Consider the following 20,428-nt stretch of genomic DNA (forward strand, 5'->3'; position numbering starts at 1 on the left):
AAGGATCGCTGACGTGCGCCCGATTATCGTTCTACTGATGGCCTGGTGCCTCAGCATGGGGGCGTACGCAGCGACAGCCCCCGACGCCAAACAGATAACCCAGGAGCTGGAGCAGGCGAAAGCGGCTAAACCCGCTCAGCCAGAGACCGTTGAGTCACTCCAGTCCGCACTGAACGCGCTTGAAGAGCGGAAAGGCTCGCTTGAGCGCGCTCAGCAGTATCAGCAGGTTATCGACAACTTCCCTAAACTCTCGCAAACGCTGCGCGCGCAACTCGCTAATCTGCGCGATGAGCCGCGCGAAGTGCCGGAAGGCATGACCACCGACGCCCTGAATCAGGAAATCCTGCAGGTCAGCAGCCAGCTCCTGGAAAAGAGCCGCCAGGCTCAGCAGGAGCAGGAGCGAGCGCGTGAAATTGCCGACTCCCTCAGCCAGCTTCCGCAGCAGCAAACCGACGCCCGCCGCCAGCTTAACGACGTTGAGCGCCGCGTGGGTACGCAAAGCGGCAACACGCCGCAGGCTCAGGCGCAAAATCTGGGTCTGCAGGCGGAATCTGCCCGTCTGAAGGCCCTTGTGGATGAGCTGGAGCTGGCGCAGCTTTCCGCCAACAACCGCCAGGAGCTGGCGCGGATGCGCTCTGAACTCGCTCAGAAGCAGAGCGAGCAGCTGGATGCGTACCTTCAGGCCCTGCGTAATTTGCTTAACAGCCAGCGCCAGCGCGAAGCCGAGCGAGCGCTTGAAAGCACCGAGCTGCTGGCGGAAAACAGCGCCAATCTGCCGGAAGGTATCGTCGATCAGTTTAAGGTCAACCGCGAGCTTTCTGCCGCCCTGAATCAGCAGGCGCAGCGTATGGATCTGGTTGCCTCCCAGCAGCGTCAGGCGACGAATCAAACCCTGCAGGTGCGCCAGGCGCTCAACACCCTGCGCGAGCAGTCCCAGTGGCTCGGGTCATCAAACCTGCTGGGCGAAGCGTTACGCGCCCAGGTCGCGCGCCTGCCGGAAATGCCGAAACCGCAGCAGCTGGATACCGAGATGGCCCAGCTGCGCGTGCAGCGACTGCACTTTGAAGATCTTCTCAATAAGCAGCCGCAAATACGCCAGATCCGTCAGGCTGACGGACAACCTCTGACCAGCGAGCAAAACCGTATTCTGGAAGCCCAGCTGCGCACCCAGCGCGAACTGCTGAACTCCCTGCTGCAGGGCGGGGATACGCTGATTCTGGAACTGACTAAGCTCAAGGTCTCTAACAGCCAGCTGGAAGACGCGCTGAAAGAGGTGAACGAGGCTACGCACCGTTATCTCTTCTGGACATCCGACGTACGTCCAATGACCTTCTCGTGGCCAATTGAGATTGTTCAGGATCTGCGCCGCCTGATTTCGCTCGACACCTTTAGCCAGCTCGGACAGGCCAGCGTGATGATGCTGACCAGTAAAGAGACGATTTTCCCGCTGCTGGGCGCGTTGGTTCTGGTGGGCTTCAGCATTTATTCGCGCAGACATTTCACCCGCTTCCTGGAGCGTTCCAGCGCGCGGGTGGGGAAAGTCACTCAGGATCACTTCTGGCTGACGCTGCGCACCGTGTTCTGGTCGATTCTCGTCGCCTCTCCGCTACCGGTGCTGTGGATGACGCTTGGCTATGGCCTGCGGGAAGCCTGGCCCTATCCGCTCGCGGTCGCCATTGGCGATGGCGTCACCGCCACGGTACCGTTGCTGTGGGTGGTGATGATTTGCGCGACGTTCGCGCGGCCTAACGGCCTGTTCATCGCCCATTTTGGCTGGCCTCGTAATCGCGTGGCGCGCGCCATGCGCTATTACCTGATGAGCATCGGGCTGATTGTGCCGCTGATAATGGCGCTGATCATGTTTGATAATCTCAACGACCGGGAATTCTCAGGCTCGCTGGGCCGCCTCTGCTTTATGCTAATCTGCGGCGCGCTGGCCATCGTCACGCTCAGCCTGAAACGCGCGGGGATACCGCTCTATCTGGATAAATCCGGCAGCGGCGACAACATGTTCAACCGGCTGCTCTGGAACCTGCTGCTGAGCGCTCCTCTGATTGCGATGCTGGCAGCGGCGGTAGGTTACCTGGCAACCTCGCAGGCGCTGCTGGCGCGACTGGAAACGTCGGTGGCGATCTGGTTCCTGCTGCTGGTGGTGTATCACGTGATCCGGCGCGGGATGCTGATCCAGCGCCGCCGTCTGGCCTTTGACCGCGCCAAGCATCGCCGGGCAGAGATCCTCGCTCAGCGTGCCCGTGGCGAGGAAGAGCCAACCCATGTCAACAGCACGGAAGGCACGATGGATGCGGACGAGGTCGAACTGGATCTGGATGCCATCAGTACCCAGTCTCTGCGCCTGGTGCGCTCCCTCCTGATGCTGATTGCCCTTCTGTCGGTGATCTTCCTGTGGTCGGAAATTCACTCCGCGTTTGGCTTCCTGGAGAACATCTCTCTGTGGGACGTGACGTCCACGGTGCAGGGCGTTGAAAGCCTGGAGCCGATCACCTTAGGCGCGGTGCTGATTGCCATTCTGGTGCTGATCATCACCACCCAGCTGGTGCGTAACTTCCCGGCGTTGCTGGAGCTGGCGCTGCTGCAGCATCTGGATTTAACCCCCGGCACGGGATACGCCATTACGACCATTACGAAATACCTGATACTGCTGTTTGGCGGAATGGTCGGGTTCTCAATGATTGGTATTGAGTGGTCTAAACTGCAGTGGCTGGTGGCCGCGCTGACGTTTGGCCTTGGCTTTGGCATGCAGGAGATTTTCGCTAACTTTGTATCCGGCCTGATCATCCTGTTTGAAAAGCCGATTCGCATTGGCGATACGGTGACGATCCGCGATCTGACCGGGAGCGTAACGAAGATCAACACCCGCGCCACCACGATCAGCGACTGGGACCGTAAAGAGATCATCGTGCCGAACAAGGCATTTATTACCGAGCAGTTTATCAACTGGTCCCTGTCGGACTCCGTCACGCGCGTGGTGCTGACGGTACCGGCGCCGTCGGATGCCAACAGTGAAGAGGTCACGCAGATCCTCTACACCGCCGCTGAACGCTGTACGCTGGTGCTCGATAACCCTGCGCCGGAAGTATTCCTGGTTGATTTACAGCAGGGGATCCAGATTTTCGAACTGCGTATCTACGCCGCCGAAATGGGACACCGCATGCCGCTGCGCCATGAGATCCACCAGCTGATTCTGGCGGGCTTCCGCGAGCATGGTATTGATATGCCGTTCCCACCGTTCCAGATGCGTCTGGAAAGCATGGACGGACGCAAGATGGGTAAAACGCTCACGTCGGCGGCAAGATCGCGCCCGGCGGGAAGTCTGTAATCGTTCTCCCCTCCCTTTCGGGAGGGGCATTTTACCGCTACGCCACTTCCGTGACGTACGCCATTGAGCGCCGGCGGTAATTCTCATAAATCCCCATCGCCAGCAGCGAGAAGAAGACTGGCCCACCGACCATCCACAGCGCGCTGTTCCAGTCGTTCGCCTCAACCACGGGCTGAATAACGGTAAAGATGTTGGCAAACGCCACGACCAGCACCACCACCGTGGTCGCCAGCAGCGTTGCCGCGCGAGTTTTGAAGATCACAAACGGACGCTCAAGATCCCGCTTCGCCTTAAAGAACGGGAACGCCAGCGTCAGGAACAGGTACGGCAGCGTCATCGACACGTTCGCCATCAGGGTCAGCTTGTTATAGAACGCAGACGCGGTATCACCGCCAAATGACACCAGCAGAATGAACACGCACACCAGCAGACACTGCATCCACATGGCGTTGGCAGGCATGCCTGCGGTATTGAGCTGCGTCATGCGTGCCGGCCACAGCGCCTTTGGCGTACCCTGGATGATTGCTTTCAGCGGCGAGTAGATTAGCGTGAAGAACGCGCCGGTATAGGCTAGGAACATCGACAGGCCGGTAATGCGCGCAAACCAGATCCCCAGGGTGGCCGATGCTTCCGGCGTCAGGTGCATGGCGTTACCCAGCGTCATTCCCAGGCTTTTAATCAGCACGTAGGTGATGTTCCCGAGGTTAGTGGTATTGTTACTCAATACCTGCTGCCAGTTGGTGCTAACGCCCCAGAGGAAAATCGCCAGCGAATAGCCGATGGAAATCACGATGGCGGCAAAAATAATCCCTTTGGCAAAGTTTTTTTCCGGGTTCTCGGTCTTATCGACCAGCCCACCTACCGCTTCAATACCGCCGTAGGCAAAAATGGCAAATACCACGAAGGAGAGCATGGCCAGCCCGGACTGATAGCCCGGATTAGGCGATGAAACGAAGTTCACCTCCTGCGCGAAGTGTCCGCCGTTCAGGCACAGAATGGCGATACTCACCAGCAGCAGCACCAGGTTCAGGCACATCACGGAAATACCGCCAACGGCAGTGATACGGGCAATTTTGTTGATGCCTTTTGACGCCACCAGCGTCACCACCACCATCCAGCACACCGCCAGAATTCCGACCACCTGCGTGGAGCTCAGCCCGGCTAAAGACCAGACCTGCGTTTTATCCGCACCGAAAAGAAACGTGGAGAACGGCACCCAGACTTTGGCCGCCGTGCTGACCATCCAGACGACGTAGGAGGAGAACCACATAAACGTGCCGATAAACGCGTAGCGCGGGCCGATGCTGTTGTTCATCCATGAATAGATACCGCCCTCTTCTTTCCGGTAAGCCGAGCCCATCTCCGCCATCATCAGCGCAAACGGGATAAAGAAGAACAGAGCAGAAACGATATAAAACGGCGTCGCGCTGTAGCCCATCAGATAGAAAGCCGACGGGCTGTTGGCAAAGCCAAAAACTGACGTAAAAATCATCAGAATGAGCCCGGTGAGGGTCATCTTTTTGAGTGACTGGGACATATAACCATCCGAAGAGGAATTAAACTGCGCGGATGGTAGCAGATGACCAGACTAATATTGTGGCTATACGAGGCGATTTAAGAAAAAGACCCGTGTACAGAGAAAATGGCAGTTTTTAATGTTGCGGAGAAGAAATGGAAAGGAAAATTGCCACAGATATATATGCCGGGTAAGCGACAGCGCCACCCGGCCATTTTTTAGGCGCGATCGACCGTAAAGGCAATCACATCGCCCAGCTGCTCGGCGCCCAGCGCCAGCATGACCAGACGATCCACGCCCAGCGCCACGCCGGAGCAATCCGGCAGACCCGCCTTTAACGCTTCCAGCAGGTTGGTATCGATCGGCTGCTGTGGCAGGCCGCGCGCGGCGCGTTTGCGGTTATCCTGCTCGAAACGTTGCGCCTGCTCGCGCGCGTCGGTCAGTTCGTGGAAGCCGTTCGCCAGCTCAATACCTTTGTAATAGACCTCAAAACGTTCCGCCACGCGGTGGTCTTCGGTGCTGATCTGCGCCAGTGACGCCTGGCTTGCCGGGAAGTGATAGACAAACGTCGGGCGATCTTTGCCAATCTGCGGTTCCACGCCGAAGGTGAACAGCAGCTGCAGCAGCGTGTCGCGATCCTCTTCGGTATCCGCCACGTTGCTCAGATCCAGTTTTGCCGCCACTTCACGCAGCTGAGCTTTGTCCGCCGACAGCGGATCGATTTCCAGATGGCGCTGGAAGGCCTGCTGATAGGAGAGCGTTTCGGCTTCAGAGCAGTCCAGTACCTGCTGCAGCAAATCGTCCACCTCATTCATCAGGCGGTACATATCATAGTGCGGGCGGTACCACTCCAGCATGGTGAATTCCGGGTTGTGGTGACGCCCCATTTCTTCATTACGGAAGCTGCGGCACAGCTGATACACCGGACCACACCCCGCCGCCAGCAGGCGCTTCATGTGATATTCCGGGCTGGTCATCAGATACAGATTCATGCCCTGGGAGTGGCCTGGGCCAACAAAACGGGTTTCAAACGGGACCAGATGAATATCCGTTACCGTTGCCTGACTCATGCACGGGGTTTCCACCTCCAGGACGCCGCGGTCGGCAAAGAAACGGCGGATCTCCGTCATAATTGCGGCGCGTTTTAACAGATTTGGGATGGATGCGCTCGGCTGCCAGGTGGCCGTTTCGCTCATGAGTTTTTCTCCGATTTCAGACAAGGGCACGAAGTCTACTCGTTAGCAGTGGCAGAGACAAATTTTGCGCAGTAAAAACGCGTATTTCATTTATGTGGATTATTTTGTGATGCAATTCATCAATCACGATGATAAATCACCGCACAGAACAGCAAAAAAATCGAACACGTCAAATTTCCCTCACAACTACGCGGTTATACTGTTATACCCATAAAGGAGCAGTGGAATCGCTTCCGCAATCGCCCGTTCGGGCAGGTGAACTTCCTTTAGTTCATCGCATTGCGGGAAAACAAAAATCTGGAGGAATGTCGTGCAAACTTTTCAAGCCGATCTTGCCGTAATAGGCGCTGGCGGGGCTGGATTACGCGCTGCAATTGCTGCGGCACAAGCCAACCCGAACGCTAGAATCGCATTGATTTCAAAAGTCTATCCGATGCGCAGCCACACGGTGGCAGCAGAAGGAGGATCCGCCGCCGTCGCGCAGGATCATGACAGCTTCGAATACCATTTCCACGACACGGTTGCAGGGGGCGACTGGCTTTGCGAACAGGATGTCGTTGACTACTTCGTGCACCATTGCCCAACGGAGATGACCCAGCTCGAGCAGTGGGGATGCCCGTGGAGCCGCCGTCCGGACGGCAGCGTCAACGTCCGCCGCTTCGGTGGCATGAAGATCGAACGTACCTGGTTCGCCGCCGATAAGACCGGCTTCCACATGCTGCACACCCTCTTCCAGACCTCCCTTCAGTTCCCACAAATTCAGCGCTTCGATGAACATTTTGTCCTCGACATTCTGGTCGACGACGGTCATGCACGTGGCCTGGTGGCGATGAATATGATGGAAGGCACGCTCGTCCAGATCCGCGCCAATGCGGTGGTGATGGCAACGGGCGGTGCAGGTCGCGTCTATCGCTACAACACCAACGGCGGCATCGTCACCGGCGACGGGATGGGCATGGCGCTGAGCCACGGCGTGCCGTTGCGCGATATGGAGTTTGTGCAGTATCACCCAACCGGCCTGCCGGGCTCCGGCATTTTGATGACGGAAGGCTGCCGCGGTGAAGGCGGTATTCTGGTCAACAAAAACGGCTACCGTTATCTGCAGGATTACGGCATGGGCCCGGAAACCCCGCTCGGCGAGCCGAAGAACAAATACATGGAGCTCGGCCCGCGCGACAAAGTTTCTCAGGCCTTCTGGCACGAGTGGCGCAAGGGCAACACCATCTCAACGCCGCGCGGCGACGTGGTCTATCTCGACCTGCGTCACCTGGGCGAGAAGAAACTGCTGGAGCGTCTGCCGTTTATCTGCGAACTGGCAAAAGCCTACGTGGGCGTCGACCCGGTGAAAGAGCCGATACCGGTACGCCCAACCGCGCACTACACCATGGGCGGGATTGAAACCGACCAGCAGTGTGAAACCCGCATTAAAGGGCTGTTCGCCGTGGGCGAGTGTTCCTCCGTCGGCCTGCACGGCGCCAACCGTCTGGGCTCTAACTCGCTGGCAGAGCTGGTCGTCTTTGGCCGCATGGCGGGCGAGCGCGCCATGGAGCGTGCGGCAACCGCAGGCGAAGCAAACGGTGCGGCGCTGGATGCGCAGGTCACAGACGTTGAAAAACGCCTGAAGGATCTGGTGAACCAGGAAGGCAACGAGAACTGGTCGAAGATCCGCGACGAGATGGGCCTGTCGATGGAAGAAGGCTGCGGTATCTACCGTACGCCGGAACTGATGCAGAAAACCGTCGACAAGCTGGCGGAACTGCAGGAGCGCTTCAAGCGCGTGCGCATCACCGATACCTCCAGCGTCTTCAACACCGACCTGCTCTATACCATTGAGCTTGGCCACGGCCTGAACGTCGCGGAATGTATGGCGCACTCTGCGCTGGCGCGTAAAGAGTCTCGCGGCGCCCACCAGCGTCTGGACGAAGGCTGCACCGAACGTGACGACGTCAATTTCCTGAAACACACTCTCGCCTGGCGCGATGCGGATGGCACCACGCGTCTGGACTACAGCGACGTGAAAATCACCACGCTGCCACCGGCTAAACGCGTGTATGGCGCAGAAGCAGAAGCCGCCGAGAAGAAGGAGAAGGCGAATGGCTGAGATGCAAAAATTGAAAGTTGAAGTGGTGCGCTACAACCCGGAAGTGGATACCGCCCCCCACAGCGCTTTCTACGAAGTGCCTTATGACGAGCAAACCTCCCTCCTGGATGCGCTCGGCTATATCAAAGACAACCTGGCGCCGGACCTGAGCTACCGCTGGTCCTGCCGCATGGCGATCTGCGGCTCCTGCGGCATGATGGTCAACAAGGTGCCGAAGCTGGCCTGTAAAACCTTCCTGCGTGACTACACCAAAGGCATTAAGGTTGAAGCGCTGGGCAACTTCCCAATCGAGCGCGATCTGGTGGTCGATATGACCCACTTTATCGAAAGCCTGGAAGCGATTAAGCCGTACATCATCGGCAACCCGCGCACGCCGGACCAGGGTCCGAACACCCAGACGCCGGCGCAGATGGCGAAATACCATCAGTTCTCCGGCTGCATCAACTGCGGCCTGTGTTACGCCGCCTGTCCTCAGTTTGGCCTGAACCCGGAGTTCATCGGCCCGGCCGCCATTACCCTGGCGCACCGCTATAACGAAGACAGCCGCGACCACGGCAAAAAAGAACGTATGGCGCAGCTAAACGGCCAGAACGGCGTCTGGACCTGTACGTTTGTGGGCTACTGCTCCGAAGTCTGTCCGAAGCACGTCGACCCGGCCGCCGCAATTCAGCAGGGTAAAGTGGAAAGCTCGAAAGACTTTCTTATCGCTACCCTGAAACCACGCTAAGGAGTGCATGATGACGACTAAACGCAAAGCCTACGTGCGGCCTGTGCCGTCCACCTGGTGGAAAAAACTGCCGTTTTATCGCTTCTATATGCTGCGTGAAGGCACGGCGGTACCGGCGGTCTGGTTCAGCCTTGAGTTAATGTATGGCGTTTTTGCCCTTAAACACGGGCCAGAAACCTGGGCGAACTTTGTCGGTTTCCTGCAAAACCCAATCATCGTGGTTCTGAACCTGATCGCGCTCGCGGCGGCGCTACTTCATACCAAAACCTGGTTTGAACTGGCGCCAAAAGCGGCAAACATCATCATTAAAGACGAAAAAATGGGGCCGGAGCCAGTCATTAAAGGGCTATGGGCAGTGACGATCCTGGTCACGGTTGTCATTCTGTTTGTCGCACTGTTCTGGTAAGGAGACTACTGTGATCAATCCAAATCCAAAACGTTCAGACGAGCCGGTCTTCTGGGGCCTGTTTGGCGCAGGCGGCATGTGGAGTGCCATCATCGCCCCGGTGATCATCCTGCTGGTCGGCATTATGCTGCCGCTGGGGCTGTTTCCGGGCGATGCGCTGAGCTACGAGCGCGTGCTGGCGTTTGCGAGCAGCTTTATTGGCCGCGTGTTCATCTTCCTGATGATCGTCCTGCCGCTGTGGTGCGGCCTGCACCGCATTCACCATGCGATGCATGACCTGAAAATCCATGTGCCGAGCGGTAAATGGGTGTTCTACGGGCTGGCAACCATCCTGACCGTGGTGACGCTGATTGCCGTGGTCACTCTCTGACGCTTCTGGCCCGCCATCCGGCGGGCCTTTTATTTCTGCATCTTTCCCACCAGCCACTGGGCAAATTCACGCATTGCGGACGTTTCAGCCCGCGACTGCAGTCTTGTTAACCAGTAACTGCCCAGATCAATTTGCGTTGTAAACGGCTGCACGATGCGCTCGCTGTTCAGCAAATGGGTAAACATATCGACAGGCGCAATGGCTATGCCCATACCTGCCTGTGCGGCTTCCAGCATGGTGACAGACGAATCAAACACCATCACCCGGTGCGTTGGCGACGGAGGATGCTCGCCTGCCGCCTGCATCCACGCCGACCATTCGTCGCGTCGGTAAGAGCGCAGCAGGGTAAACTTCAGGATGTCGGCCGGAGACTGGAGCACGGCGGCGATTTCGGGCGAGCAAAGTGGCGCCAGCGGCGCAGGGCACAGGAATTGCGCCTCGGTGCCGTGCCACGCCCCACCGCCGTAGCGGATCGTATAATCAAGCCCTTCAGCAGCCGGATCGACGCGGTTGTTATGGGTGGAAAGGTGAAGATCGATATGCGGATAACAGCGGCGAAAGTCCGCGAGCTGAGAGAACAGGATACCCGTGGCGAAAGTTCCTACTACGCCAATTTTTAGCTTCTCCTGAGCGCGCTGGCTGGCAAAGCGATCCAGCATTCCGGCGATACGATCGAATGAATCATTCAGCACCGGCAGCAGATTTTCCCCCTCCGTGGTCAGCATCAGGCCGCGCGAGACGCGGACAAACAGCTGGCAATTCAGATGCTGCTCCAGCGCCTTAACGTGCTGGCTGATGGCGGAATGGGTGACGTTCAGCTCTATCGCTGCATGCGTAAAACTGAGGTGCCGGGCGGCCGCTTCGAAGGCGCGAAGCGAATTAAGCGGAAGATAGCTGCGGGTCATTGTTCCATCCGTTAGAAAAATTAACAGCTCATGCTAAATTTAACCGTTTGTCAGCCATAGTCAAATCCAACAGACTACAGCGGTCTGCCGGGCCCGGACACTCCCTTGACCTGCTATTATGGAAGATAATTGATGATGAAAAAATTCCTTTGCTGCGCCCTGCTGCTCAGCACATCCTGCTCTGTACTCGCCGCGCCGATGTCGGAAAAACAGCTGGCTGACGTGGTAGAACGCAACGTTACGCCCCTGATGAAAGCGCAGGGTATTCCAGGCATGGCGGTGGCCGTGATTTATCAGGGCCAGCCACACTACTTTACCTTTGGAAAGGCCGATATCGCGGCGAACAAACCCGTCACCCCGCAAACCCTGTTCGAGCTGGGCTCTATAAGTAAAACCTTCACCGGCGTGCTGGGGGGCGATGCTATTGCCCGCGGCGAAATTTCGCTGGGCGATCCGGTAACCAAATATTGGCCTGATCTGACCGGCAAGCAGTGGCAAGGGATTCGCATGCTGGATCTGGCAACCTACACCGCCGGTGGCCTGCCTTTACAGGTGCCCGATGAGGTTACAGATAACGCTTCCCTGCTGCGCTTCTATCAAAACTGGCAGCCTCAGTGGAAGCCGGGCACAACGCGTCTTTACGCCAACTCCAGCATCGGTCTTTTTGGCGCGCTGGCGGTCAAACCTTCCGGCATGAGCTATGAGCAGGCCATGACGACGAGGGTCTTTAAGCCGCTCAAGCTGGATCATACCTGGATTAACGTTCCGAAAGCGGAGGAGACGCATTACGCCTGGGGATATCGTGACGGTAAAGCGGTCCACGTTTCACCGGGCATGCTGGACGCAGAGGCATATGGCGTGAAAACCAACGTGCAGGATATGGCGAGCTGGGTGATGGCCAATATGGCCCCTGACGCGTTGCAGGATACGTCCCTGAAGCAAGGCATTACGCTGGCGCAGTCTCGCTACTGGCGCGTGGGTGCCATGTATCAGGGGTTAGGTTGGGAGATGCTTAACTGGCCGGTCGATGCCAAAACCGTCGTCGGAGGCAGTGATAACAAGGTGGCGCTGGCACCGTTGCCTGCGAGAGAAGTGAGTCCACCCGTTCCCCCGGTTAAGGCCTCATGGGTGCACAAAACGGGCTCCACCGGCGGGTTTGGCAGCTACGTGGCCTTTATTCCTGAAAAGCAGCTCGGCATTGTGATGCTGGCGAATAAAAGCTATCCGAACCCGGCGCGAGTTGAGGCGGCATACCGTATCCTCGACGCGCTGCAGTAAAACATTGCCGGGTAGCGCTGCGCTTACCCGGCGAAACACACCGCACAAAAACCACATTTTCCTTGCCGTCATCTACACTTAACAAAAAACAGTAAGGAAACTCCTATGCGCATTTTGCCTGTTATCGCCGCGGTGACAGCCGCGTTTTTAGTGGTGGCCTGCAGTTCCCCTACCCCACCTCCTGGCGTTACCGTCGTCACGCCTTTTGATGCACAACGCTTCCTTGGAACATGGTATGAAATCGCGCGCCTCGACCATCGGTTTGAGCAGGGCTTAGAGAAGGTTACTGCTAATTACAGCCCAATGGATGATGGCGGTATTCAGGTGATCAACCGGGGCTATAATCCCGATCGTGAGATGTGGCAGCAGTCGGTCGGGAAAGCCTATTTCACTGGCGACCCGCGACGGGCCGCGCTCAAAGTCTCTTTCTTCGGCCCGTTTTATGGCGGCTATAACGTGATAGCGCTCGACAGAGAGTACCGTCACGCGCTGGTCTGCGGGCCGGATCGCGACTATCTGTGGATACTTTCCCGCACGCCAACTATTTCGTCAGAAATGAAACAGCAGATGCTGGACGTCGCGACCCGACAGGGGTTTGATGTGTCGAAACTTATTTGGGTAAAACAGCCCCGTTAATGGGTACTGAGCTTCAGCCCAATGATACCGGCAACAATCAGAGCGAGGCTGGCAATGCGCGCCAGGCTCGCTGACTCACCCAGCAGCAGAATGCCGGTAATCGCCGCGCCTACGGCACCGATCCCCGTCCAGACGGCATAGGCCGTTCCCACGGGCAGAGAACGCATTGCCCACGATAGCAGAACAATGCTCACGATCATCGCCGTAACGGTAATAACGCTGGGCGTCAGGCGGGTAAATCCGTGGGTGTACTTGAGACCAATCGCCCATACCACTTCGAGCAGACCAGCAATAAAGAGAATAATCCAGGACATCTCGGGCTCCTTAACTTAAAAACAGTTGGGGCCGTCCCCGATGAAGGAAGCGCTTACGGGTCGTCCCGCAAGGCAGATAACACCCCATATTTTGGTTAGCGTGTGATTTTTTTTCAATCATTTTCTGATGAACGCGTTAAGCCCAGAAATAGCCGCAGTATGGCGCGGAGTTCAGGCATTTATAGCTCATCGGACTTCTCTATGATGATGTGCTTTCTGATGGCAGGAAGCCAAACCACTAGCCGACTGCGAATAAAATATGTTCAAGATTCTTTTGATTGACCGTTGTCACTTCACCCGCACCGGGTTTGAAGCATGGCTCAATCATTCCGGTTTGTTCCCGGGGCACTACGTTGTGACCGGGCTGAACAATCTATTCCTCGCCAGAGAGCACATTCTGCAATGGAAACCTGAGCTGGTCATCGCTGACCTGCATGGTTTCAGGCAGGATATTCACCATTTCCAGCAACTCTCTTCTTTGCTGAACGCCAGCGAAAAATTACCTTTTATTATGCTGCAATCGGGAGAGGACAAGGACCTGGCGACCTGGCTCGGGAACTTCCCGGTCTGGTCTTCGCTAATGAAAAATGCCCCTCTTGAGGAAATCGCGACGGTTATCAATGACGCGTTAATTTCGCGCGCAAGCACGTACCGCCCGACGGTGGCCGCCCCCTTGCTGACACGACAGGAGGAGAAAGTGTTGACGTTATGGATGGACGGCGCGAGCAACCAAAAGATAGCCGCTCACCTGAGCATTAACGGAAAAACGGTTTATACCTATAAACGCAATATCCGCATGAAGCTGCATATGGATACACGCTTTTCACCGTTTTTATCCCTGCAGGAAGCAGAGAATTGACGGTACGGTGAAACTCACGTGCCGTACCGTCCATGCTTCATTAGTTCTGAGCTTTAGTTGCTGCACCAGAAATCGCGTTACCACCGTCGGAGATATCTTCCCCTACGCCGCGGGTGGTATTACATGCAGTCAACACGGAGGAAAGCACGAGGACAGAAAAGATCGCTGCAATTGTTTTCTTAACCATAATATCTTCCTTTTATAGCCAAAGTTGTTTTGTGTATAGCAACTTAAGAATAGACAAGATCCCGCCGATTGACGGAAAAGGAAGCAATTTTAGGAAAATTAGACGGACTTAGCTGGCTGCGTGAGAAATGATATGACCGAGGTCCTGGATATCTTCCCCCATGCCACGGGCGGTGTTACAGCCGGAAAGCAGTACGCTGGAGAGCGCTAACAGAAGCAGAATTTTAACGGTACGTTTCATCATCCCTGCCTGCAAAAATCAGGCGCAGCGGGCGCTGCGCCTCGAATCATGACGTAAATTACTTCACGCGGGATACGTATTCGCCGGAGCGAGTATCCACTTTGATCACTTCACCGATCTGTACGAACAGCGGTACTTTCACCACAGCGCCGGTGGAGAGCGTTGCTGGCTTGCCGCCAGTACCCGCGGTGTCACCTTTCAGACCTGGATCGGTTTCAACGATTTCCAGCTCAACAAAGTTTGGTGGGGTAACGGCGATAGGCTGGCCGTTCCACAGGGTCACGATGCACTCAGCCTGATCCAGCAGCCACTTCGCGTTATCGCCAATGGCTTTCGCGTCAGCAGACAGCTGCTCGAAGGTTTCGTTGTTCATGAAGTGCCAGAACTCACCGTCGTTGTACAGGTAAGTCAGGTTCATATCGACAACATCAGCGCCTTCAGCGGAGTCAGTAGATTTGAAGGTTTTCTCAACACGGGTACCGGTCAGCAGGCGGCGCAGCTTAACGCGTGCGAATGCCTGGCCTTTACCTGGTTTAACGAATTCGCTGGCTTCAACCGCGTACGGTTCGCCGTCCATCATGATTTTAAGACCAGCACGAAAATCGTTGCTATAGTACGTTGCCATAAGGCCCTCTAAATTTGTTAACTGGTAGCTAAGCCACAAAATGGCGCATATTGTAACCCTAAACACCCCATCCAGAGAAGATTGGTTATCGCAACTTGCCGATGTAATCACCAGTCCTGATGAATTGCTGCGTCTTTTAGACCTCGATCAGCATCCGGAGTTGCTTGCTGGCCGTGAGGCAAAGCGACTTTTCGCCCTGCGTGTTCCCCGCGCGTTTGTTGCGCGCATGGAAAAAGGCAACCCTGACGATCCTTTATTAAAACAAACCCTTACGTCGCAGGATGAGTTTATTACAGCGCCGGGCTACAGCACCGATCCGCTGGAAGAGCAAAACAGCGTGGTGCCGGGTTTACTGCACAAATATCTCAATCGCGCCCTGCTGCTGGTAAAAGGCGGCTGTGCGGTAAATTGTCGTTACTGCTTTCGTCGGCACTTCCCGTATGCCGAAAACCAGGGAAATAAGCGCAACTGGCAGGTTGCGCTGGACTATATCGCCGCCCATCCAGAGCTGGATGAGATTATTTTTTCCGGCGGTGACCCACTGATGGCAAAAGATCATGAACTGGACTGGCTTTTGACGCAGCTTGAAGCCATCCCGCACATCAAACGTCTGCGCATTCACAGCCGTTTACCGATTGTCATCCCGGCGCGTATTACCGACGCCCTGGTCACGCGCCTGGAGCAGTCCCGTCTACAGGTGCTGCTGGTAAACCATATCAACCACGCGAACGAGATCGACGATGAATTTCGCGCGGCGATGGCGCGTCTGCGTAAGGCGGGCGTGACGCTGCTCAACCAGAGCGTATTGTTGCGCGGCGTGAACGACAGTGCCCGGGTGCTGGCCGATCTCAGCAATGCCTTGTTTGACGCAGGCGTGATGCCCTATTACCTGCACGTGCTGGATCGCGTGCAGGGCGCGGCGCATTTCATGGTGACGGATGAGGAAGCCCGACAAATTATGCGCGAGCTGTTAACGCTGGTTTCAGGTTATATGGTGCCGAAGCTGGCACGCGAGATTGGCGGAGAGCCGAGTAAGACGCCGCTGGATTTGCAACTGCGGCAGCACTAAAAGGCAGGTGGCGCTACGCTTACCTGCCCTACGAGGTGGGGCGCAGCGCCATCAGCAAGTAAACTCAGTTCGGGCACTTATAGACCTGGCCGCTCATCTGGCTGGCCGTTGGCACGAAGCTGGAGAGCATTCCTTGCGTCGGACTGCTCACGCCGTAAATCACGTTCCCCCCCATTGCAGCAGCCTGGTTACGCAGGGCATTCGCCGCGCCGCGCATAGAGCCGCCCTCTTCACCGTGCTGACCCGACATCCAGTTACTTTGTTCACCGGTGGCCGTGCCTAACAGCTGGCATTCGCTGCCTGGCTTATCTTCCACAAAGCGAACGCCCTGGCCCGCTGCCGACAGTTCATTGCTGGAGCTACAACCCGCCAGCAGCAACGCTGCTCCTACGATCCCTGCACAGACTTTTACGCGCATGTTATTCCTCGTTTTCAATAAGCTGGACAGTAATTGTCCGTGTGTAAATCTTATACCTAAAAGATGACTAAAAGAAAAATCCCCGCGCATTTCTGCGAGCCGGATTCCGTACATCACTCCTCCGACATCTTAAATGAATTCTGATAATGTCCTTTGGGATATCGTGTTTTAGCCCTCGATCGTTTTTAGTGTTGCGACGTACAACTTTTATACGCGATTAAAACAGGGGGTTTCATGAGTGCATCATCCTCAGGAGAGGAAAAGGTAACATGGGTGGGCTATCTGGCGTTTGTGCTCACCATTGTATTTTTCTCAGGCTTTTTCGCCAAAAGTACCGAATGGTGGCGCGTGCTGGATTTTACCGTCCTAAACGGCAGCTTCGGTCCGGTGAACGGCGCGCTAACGTTTCGCGGTGAGGGCGGCACGGGGGCGAAAGACGGTTTCTTATTTGCCCTTGAACTGGCGCCTTCGGTCATTTTATCGCTCGGGATCATTGCCGTCACCGAGGGGCTGGGCGGGCTGCGTGCCGCGCAACAGCTGATGACGCCCATTTTGCGCCCACTGCTTGGCGTACCGGGCGTCTGCTCTCTGGCCCTCATCGCCAACCTGCAAAATACCGATGCCGCAGCAGGGATGACCAAAGAGTTGACCGACGAAGGGGCTATTACCGATCGCGAGCGCGCCATTTTCGCCACCTTCCAGACCAGCGGTAGCGCCATCATTACCAACTATTTTTCTTCCGGCGCCGCACTCTTCACGTTTATTACCGTCCCGGTAATCACGCCGCTGGCCGTCATACTGATGTTTAAATTTGTTGGCGCGAACCTCCTGCGTCTGTGGATCGCTCACATGGAAGATCGTCGTATTCAGGAGGAAAAAAATGATCGCCCAGCCGCGTAAAAATATCATGGACATGTTTATCGATGGCGCCCGCCGGGGCTTTACCATCGCCACCACCAGCCTGCTGCCGAACGTGGTTATGGCGTTTGTCATCATTCAGGCGCTCAAGGTGACCGGCCTGCTGGATATTGTTGGCAATATTTGCGAGCCGATCATGGCGCTGTGGGGGCTTCCGGGCGCGGCGGCAACGGTCCTGCTGGCCTCGGTGATGAGTATGGGCGGCGGCGTGGGGGTTTGCGCCAGCCTGGTGGCTGCCGGCACGCTCAACAGCCACGATGCCACCGTTCTGCTGCCCGCCATCTATCTGATGGGCAATCCGGTGCAAAACACAGGCCGCTGCCTGGGCACCGCAGGCGTTAACCCGAAGTATTATCCACACATCATTACCGTCTGCGTCATTAACGCCCTGCTCTCAATGTGGGTAATGCAGCTACTCTTCTGAGGAGATAAAAATGGATTTTTCAGTGCTGGAACCCCATCTTTTCCGCAATGTGCACCTTTACGCGCCGGAGGATCGGGGACGTTGCGATCTGCTGATCGCCGGGGGAAAAATCGTCGCGATTGAAAAAACGGATCGCGCAGCAATGCAGCTTAGCTGTCCTGAAACCGATCTCGCCGGGGCGGTGGTTTGCCCGGGCTTTATCGATCAGCACGTACACCTGATCGGCGGCGGCGGTGAAGCCGGTCCGCACACCCGGACGCCGGAGGTACGGTTGTCCGCGCTGGTGGCGGCGGGCATCACCTCCGTTGTTGGCCTGCTGGGTACCGACGGCGTGACCCGCCATCCCGAATCTCTGCTGGCAAAAACGCGGGCGCTTGAGCATGAAGGGATCAGCGCGTGGATGCTGACAGGCGCATACGGGCTGCCTTCTCCGACGATTACCGGCAGCATCGAAAAGGATGTGGCGCTGATTGATAAAATCATCGGCGTGAAATGCGCGATTTCCGACCACCGCTCTTCCGCACCAGCGAATGACCAGCTCGCGAATATGGCCGCTCAGTCGCGCGTCGGCGGGCTGCTGGGCGCTAAAGCGGGCATATCCGTGTTTCATCTCGGCAACAGCCCGAAGCTGCTTGAGCCCCTGCTTAACATCCTGAAAAACGCCGACGTGCCACGCACGAAGCTGCTGCCAACCCACGTTAACCGCGACCAGGCGCTGTTCCTCGCCGCACTGGATTATGCCCGCGATGGGGGCTATATCGACATCACCACCAGCATCAGTGAGCCCATTGATGCCGCCACCGCCATCGCGACGGCCCGTGAAGCGCAGGTGCCGTTTAACCGGCTTACGCTCAGCTCGGACGGTAACGGCAGCCAACCGAATTTTGACGCGAACGGTAATCTGGTGGGCATTGGCGTAGCCGGGTTCGAATCTCTGCCTCAGACGCTGCAGCAACTGGTCAGCCGGTATCACCTGCCGCTGGAGGAGGCGCTTCTGCCGTTTACGCGTAACGTAGCGGAGTTTCTCGGGCTGGAGCATAAGGGGCGGCTCGCGCCCGGATGCGATGCCGATTTCCTGGTGCTGACGGATGACCTGAAGATCCGCGAGGTCTGGGCGAAAGGCCGCCAGATGGTGTGCGAGGGCGCAGCATGCGTGAAGGGAACATTTGAGTAGCGGCAATAAAAAAACCCCGGACATTTCTGCCCGGGGTTCGTTCTGAGAGGTTCAGAACAACATGATTACATCATGCCGCCCATTCCACCCATGCCGCCCATACCAGCAGCACCTAAATCAGGCGCGTCGCCTTTTGGCAGGTCGGTTACCATGCACTCGGTCGTGATCATCAGGCCAGCTACAGATGCAGCGTACTGCAGAGCAGAACGGGTCACTTTAGTTGGGTCCAGGATACCGAAGTCGATCATGTTGCCGTATTCTTCAGTTGCCGCGTTGTAACCGTAGTTACCTTCACCCGCTTTCACGTTGTTCGCAACCACAGACGGCTCTTCACCGGCGTTGGACACGATCTGACGCAGAGGAGCTTCCATTGCGCGCAGCGCAACTTTGATACCCACGTTCTGGTCTTCGTTCTGAGCGGTCAGGCCAGCCAGCTTAGCGGCTACACGCACCAGCGCGACACCACCACCAGCAACTACGCCTTCTTCTACCGCAGCACGGGTCGCGTGCAGGGCATCGTCAACGCGTGCTTTCTTCTCTTTCATTTCAACTTCGGTCGCCGCACCGACTTTGATTACCGCAACGCCGCCAGCCAGTTTCGCTACGCGCTCCTGCAGTTTTTCACGGTCGTAATCGGAAGTGGCTTCTTCGATCTGCTTACGGATCTGACCAACACGGCCCTGAATAGCGGCTTCTTCACCCACACCGTCGATGATGGTGGTGGTGTCTTTGTTGATCACAACGCGTTTCGCCTGGCCCAGGTCTTCCAGGGTCGCTTTTTCCAGCTCCATACCGATCTCTTCGGAGATCACGGTACCACCGGTCAGGGTAGCGATATCCTGCAGCATTGCTTTACGGCGATCGCCGAAGCCAGGTGCTTTAACCGCAGCCACTTTCACGATGCCACGCATGGTGTTAACCACCAGGGTCGCCAGCGCTTCGCCTTCAACATCTTCAGCGATGATAACCAGCGGCTTGCCTGCTTTCGCAACGGCTTCCAGCACTGGCAGCATTTCGCGGATGTTGGAGATTTTCTTGTCAGCCAGCAGGATGAACGGGCTTTCCAGCTCAACAGCGCCAGTTTCTGGCTTGTTGATGAAGTATGGGGACAGGTAACCGCGGTCGAACTGCATACCTTCAACCACGTCCAGTTCGTCTTCCAGACCGGTACCGTCTTCAACGGTGATCACGCCTTCTTTACCGACTTTATCCATCGCTTCAGCGATCAGTTTACCTACGGTTTCGTCGGAGTTAGCGGAGATAGTACCAACCTGAGCAATGGCTTTAGAGTCAGAGCACGGTACGGACAGCGCTTTCAGTTCTTCAACAGCGGATGCGACAGCTTTGTCGATACCACGTTTCAGATCCATTGGGTTCATGCCCGCAGCAACGGCTTTCAGGCCTTCAGTGATGATAGCCTGCGCCAGTACGGTCGCGGTGGTGGTACCGTCGCCTGCAGCGTCGTTCGCTTTAGAGGCAACTTCTTTCACCATCTGCGCGCCCATGTTTTCGAACTTGTCTTCCAGTTCGATTTCACGTGCAACGGAAACACCATCTTTGGTGATGGTTGGCGCGCCGAAGGATTTATCCAGCACTACGTTACGGCCTTTCGGGCCCAGGGTCACTTTAACTGCATCTGCCAGTACGTTTACGCCGCGGAGCATTTTTACACGAGCGTCGTTACCGAATTTTACGTCTTTAGCTGCCATGTTCTTATTTCCTCAAATT

The 20,428-nt window shown here is 56.5% G+C and carries 21 protein-coding genes; 12 read left to right on the forward strand and 9 right to left on the reverse strand.

Annotated elements, in window-relative coordinates; all coding sequences use genetic code 11:
- Window positions 1-13 precede the first annotated feature (13 nt).
- A complete protein-coding gene (gene mscM, locus APT89_RS21570; protein WP_028015244.1) occupies window positions 14-3,337 on the forward strand; it encodes a miniconductance mechanosensitive channel MscM in 3,324 nt (1,107 codons plus the stop codon).
- 37 nt (window positions 3,338-3,374) lie between these two features.
- Here mscM and yjeM read toward each other — a convergent pair whose 3' ends face one another.
- Entirely contained in the window at window positions 3,375-4,874 is a 1,500-nt protein-coding gene (yjeM, locus tag APT89_RS21575) for a glutamate/gamma-aminobutyrate family transporter YjeM (protein ID WP_060573535.1), read from the reverse strand.
- Window positions 4,875-5,071: 197 nt separating this feature from the next.
- A complete protein-coding gene (gene epmA, locus APT89_RS21580) occupies window positions 5,072-6,049 on the reverse strand; it encodes an elongation factor P--(R)-beta-lysine ligase (RefSeq protein ID WP_045261279.1) in 978 nt (325 codons plus the stop codon).
- A 310-nt stretch (window positions 6,050-6,359) separates the two neighbouring features.
- On the opposite strand from epmA, the gene frdA reads away from it, so the two are divergent.
- The 4 genes from frdA to frdD are packed head-to-tail and all read left to right on the forward strand — an operon-like array spanning window position 6,360 to window position 9,653.
- Window positions 6,360-8,150 carry a fumarate reductase (quinol) flavoprotein subunit gene (gene frdA / locus APT89_RS21585; RefSeq protein ID WP_060573537.1) on the forward strand — a complete coding sequence of 597 codons (1,791 nt, stop codon included), beginning with the start codon at window positions 6,360-6,362 and terminating at the stop codon, window positions 8,148-8,150.
- Window positions 8,143-8,877, forward strand: coding sequence for a succinate dehydrogenase/fumarate reductase iron-sulfur subunit (locus tag APT89_RS21590; RefSeq protein ID WP_041911494.1), 735 nt, complete (start codon window positions 8,143-8,145; stop codon window positions 8,875-8,877). Before frdA ends, APT89_RS21590 begins: the two co-directional genes overlap by 8 nt.
- Window positions 8,878-8,887: 10 nt before the next feature.
- Entirely contained in the window at window positions 8,888-9,283 is a 396-nt protein-coding gene (gene frdC / locus APT89_RS21595) for a fumarate reductase subunit FrdC (protein WP_060573539.1), read from the forward strand.
- Window positions 9,284-9,293: 10 nt separating this feature from the next.
- The gene (gene frdD, locus APT89_RS21600) at window positions 9,294-9,653 is read left to right on the forward strand and encodes a fumarate reductase subunit FrdD (RefSeq protein WP_032662398.1); all 360 of its coding nucleotides are present in this window, start codon (window positions 9,294-9,296) and stop codon (window positions 9,651-9,653) included.
- Window positions 9,654-9,682: 29 nt separating this feature from the next.
- Here frdD and ampR read toward each other — a convergent pair whose 3' ends face one another.
- Window positions 9,683-10,558 carry a LysR family transcriptional regulator AmpR gene (ampR, locus tag APT89_RS21605; protein ID WP_060573542.1) on the reverse strand — a complete coding sequence of 292 codons (876 nt, stop codon included), beginning with the start codon at window positions 10,556-10,558 and terminating at the stop codon, window positions 9,683-9,685.
- A gap of 132 nt (window positions 10,559-10,690) precedes the next feature.
- On the opposite strand from ampR, the gene APT89_RS21610 reads away from it, so the two are divergent.
- Window positions 10,691-11,836, forward strand: coding sequence for a cephalosporin-hydrolyzing class C beta-lactamase ACT-77 (locus APT89_RS21610; protein ID WP_060573544.1), 1,146 nt, complete (start codon window positions 10,691-10,693; stop codon window positions 11,834-11,836).
- Between the two features lie 105 nt (window positions 11,837-11,941).
- Entirely contained in the window at window positions 11,942-12,472 is a 531-nt protein-coding gene (locus APT89_RS21615; RefSeq protein ID WP_028015236.1) for a lipocalin family protein, read from the forward strand.
- Here APT89_RS21615 and sugE read toward each other — a convergent pair.
- Window positions 12,469-12,786 carry a quaternary ammonium compound efflux SMR transporter SugE gene (sugE, locus tag APT89_RS21620; RefSeq protein ID WP_006178944.1) on the reverse strand — a complete coding sequence of 106 codons (318 nt, stop codon included), beginning with the start codon at window positions 12,784-12,786 and terminating at the stop codon, window positions 12,469-12,471. The genes APT89_RS21615 and sugE overlap by 4 nt on opposite strands.
- A gap of 259 nt (window positions 12,787-13,045) precedes the next feature.
- On the opposite strand from sugE, the gene APT89_RS21625 reads away from it, so the two are divergent.
- A complete protein-coding gene (locus tag APT89_RS21625) occupies window positions 13,046-13,645 on the forward strand; it encodes a helix-turn-helix transcriptional regulator (protein WP_041911497.1) in 600 nt (199 codons plus the stop codon).
- A 40-nt stretch (window positions 13,646-13,685) separates the two neighbouring features.
- On the opposite strand, the gene ecnB is transcribed toward APT89_RS21625, so the two are convergent.
- The 3 genes from ecnB to efp all read right to left on the reverse strand — a co-directional run bounded on the left by ecnB (window position 13,686) and on the right by efp (window position 14,697).
- The gene (gene ecnB, locus APT89_RS21630) at window positions 13,686-13,832 is read right to left on the reverse strand and encodes a lipoprotein toxin entericidin B (protein WP_003855942.1); all 147 of its coding nucleotides are present in this window, start codon (window positions 13,830-13,832) and stop codon (window positions 13,686-13,688) included.
- 108 nt (window positions 13,833-13,940) lie between these two features.
- A complete protein-coding gene (locus tag APT89_RS21635; protein ID WP_028015234.1) occupies window positions 13,941-14,072 on the reverse strand; it encodes an entericidin A/B family lipoprotein in 132 nt (43 codons plus the stop codon).
- A 58-nt stretch (window positions 14,073-14,130) separates the two neighbouring features.
- Window positions 14,131-14,697, reverse strand: coding sequence for an elongation factor P (efp, locus tag APT89_RS21640; protein ID WP_003855940.1), 567 nt, complete (start codon window positions 14,695-14,697; stop codon window positions 14,131-14,133).
- Window positions 14,698-14,737: 40 nt separating this feature from the next.
- Here efp and epmB point away from each other — a divergent pair, with 40 nt between their 5' ends.
- Window positions 14,738-15,766, forward strand: coding sequence for an EF-P beta-lysylation protein EpmB (epmB, locus tag APT89_RS21645; RefSeq protein WP_060573546.1), 1,029 nt, complete (start codon window positions 14,738-14,740; stop codon window positions 15,764-15,766).
- A gap of 64 nt (window positions 15,767-15,830) precedes the next feature.
- On the opposite strand, the gene APT89_RS21650 is transcribed toward epmB, so the two are convergent.
- Entirely contained in the window at window positions 15,831-16,184 is a 354-nt protein-coding gene (locus APT89_RS21650; RefSeq protein WP_014882205.1) for a DUF4156 domain-containing protein, read from the reverse strand.
- 234 nt (window positions 16,185-16,418) lie between these two features.
- Between APT89_RS21650 and APT89_RS21655 the strand changes: the two genes are divergently transcribed.
- From APT89_RS21655 to iadA, 3 genes are read left to right on the forward strand one after another with little or no spacing between them, the layout of a single operon-like run.
- On the forward strand, window positions 16,419-17,084 hold the full coding sequence (locus tag APT89_RS21655; RefSeq protein WP_045261285.1) for a nucleoside recognition domain-containing protein: 666 nt from the start codon (window positions 16,419-16,421) through the stop codon (window positions 17,082-17,084).
- Window positions 17,065-17,526, forward strand: coding sequence for a YjiG family protein (locus APT89_RS21660; RefSeq protein WP_060573549.1), 462 nt, complete (start codon window positions 17,065-17,067; stop codon window positions 17,524-17,526). The genes APT89_RS21655 and APT89_RS21660 overlap by 20 nt, the downstream gene beginning before the upstream one ends.
- 10 nt (window positions 17,527-17,536) lie before the next feature.
- Complete coding sequence (gene iadA, locus APT89_RS21665; protein ID WP_060573551.1) at window positions 17,537-18,700, forward strand: beta-aspartyl-peptidase; 1,164 nt, start codon at window positions 17,537-17,539, stop codon at window positions 18,698-18,700.
- Window positions 18,701-18,765: 65 nt separating this feature from the next.
- On the opposite strand, the gene groL is transcribed toward iadA, so the two are convergent.
- Window positions 18,766-20,409, reverse strand: coding sequence for a chaperonin GroEL (groL, locus tag APT89_RS21670; RefSeq protein WP_023310114.1), 1,644 nt, complete (start codon window positions 20,407-20,409; stop codon window positions 18,766-18,768).
- Window positions 20,410-20,428 lie beyond the last annotated feature (19 nt).

This window comes from Enterobacter sp. 50588862 (assembly GCF_001462935.1).
GTDB classification, from domain to species: Bacteria; Pseudomonadota; Gammaproteobacteria; order Enterobacterales; family Enterobacteriaceae; genus Enterobacter; species Enterobacter bugandensis.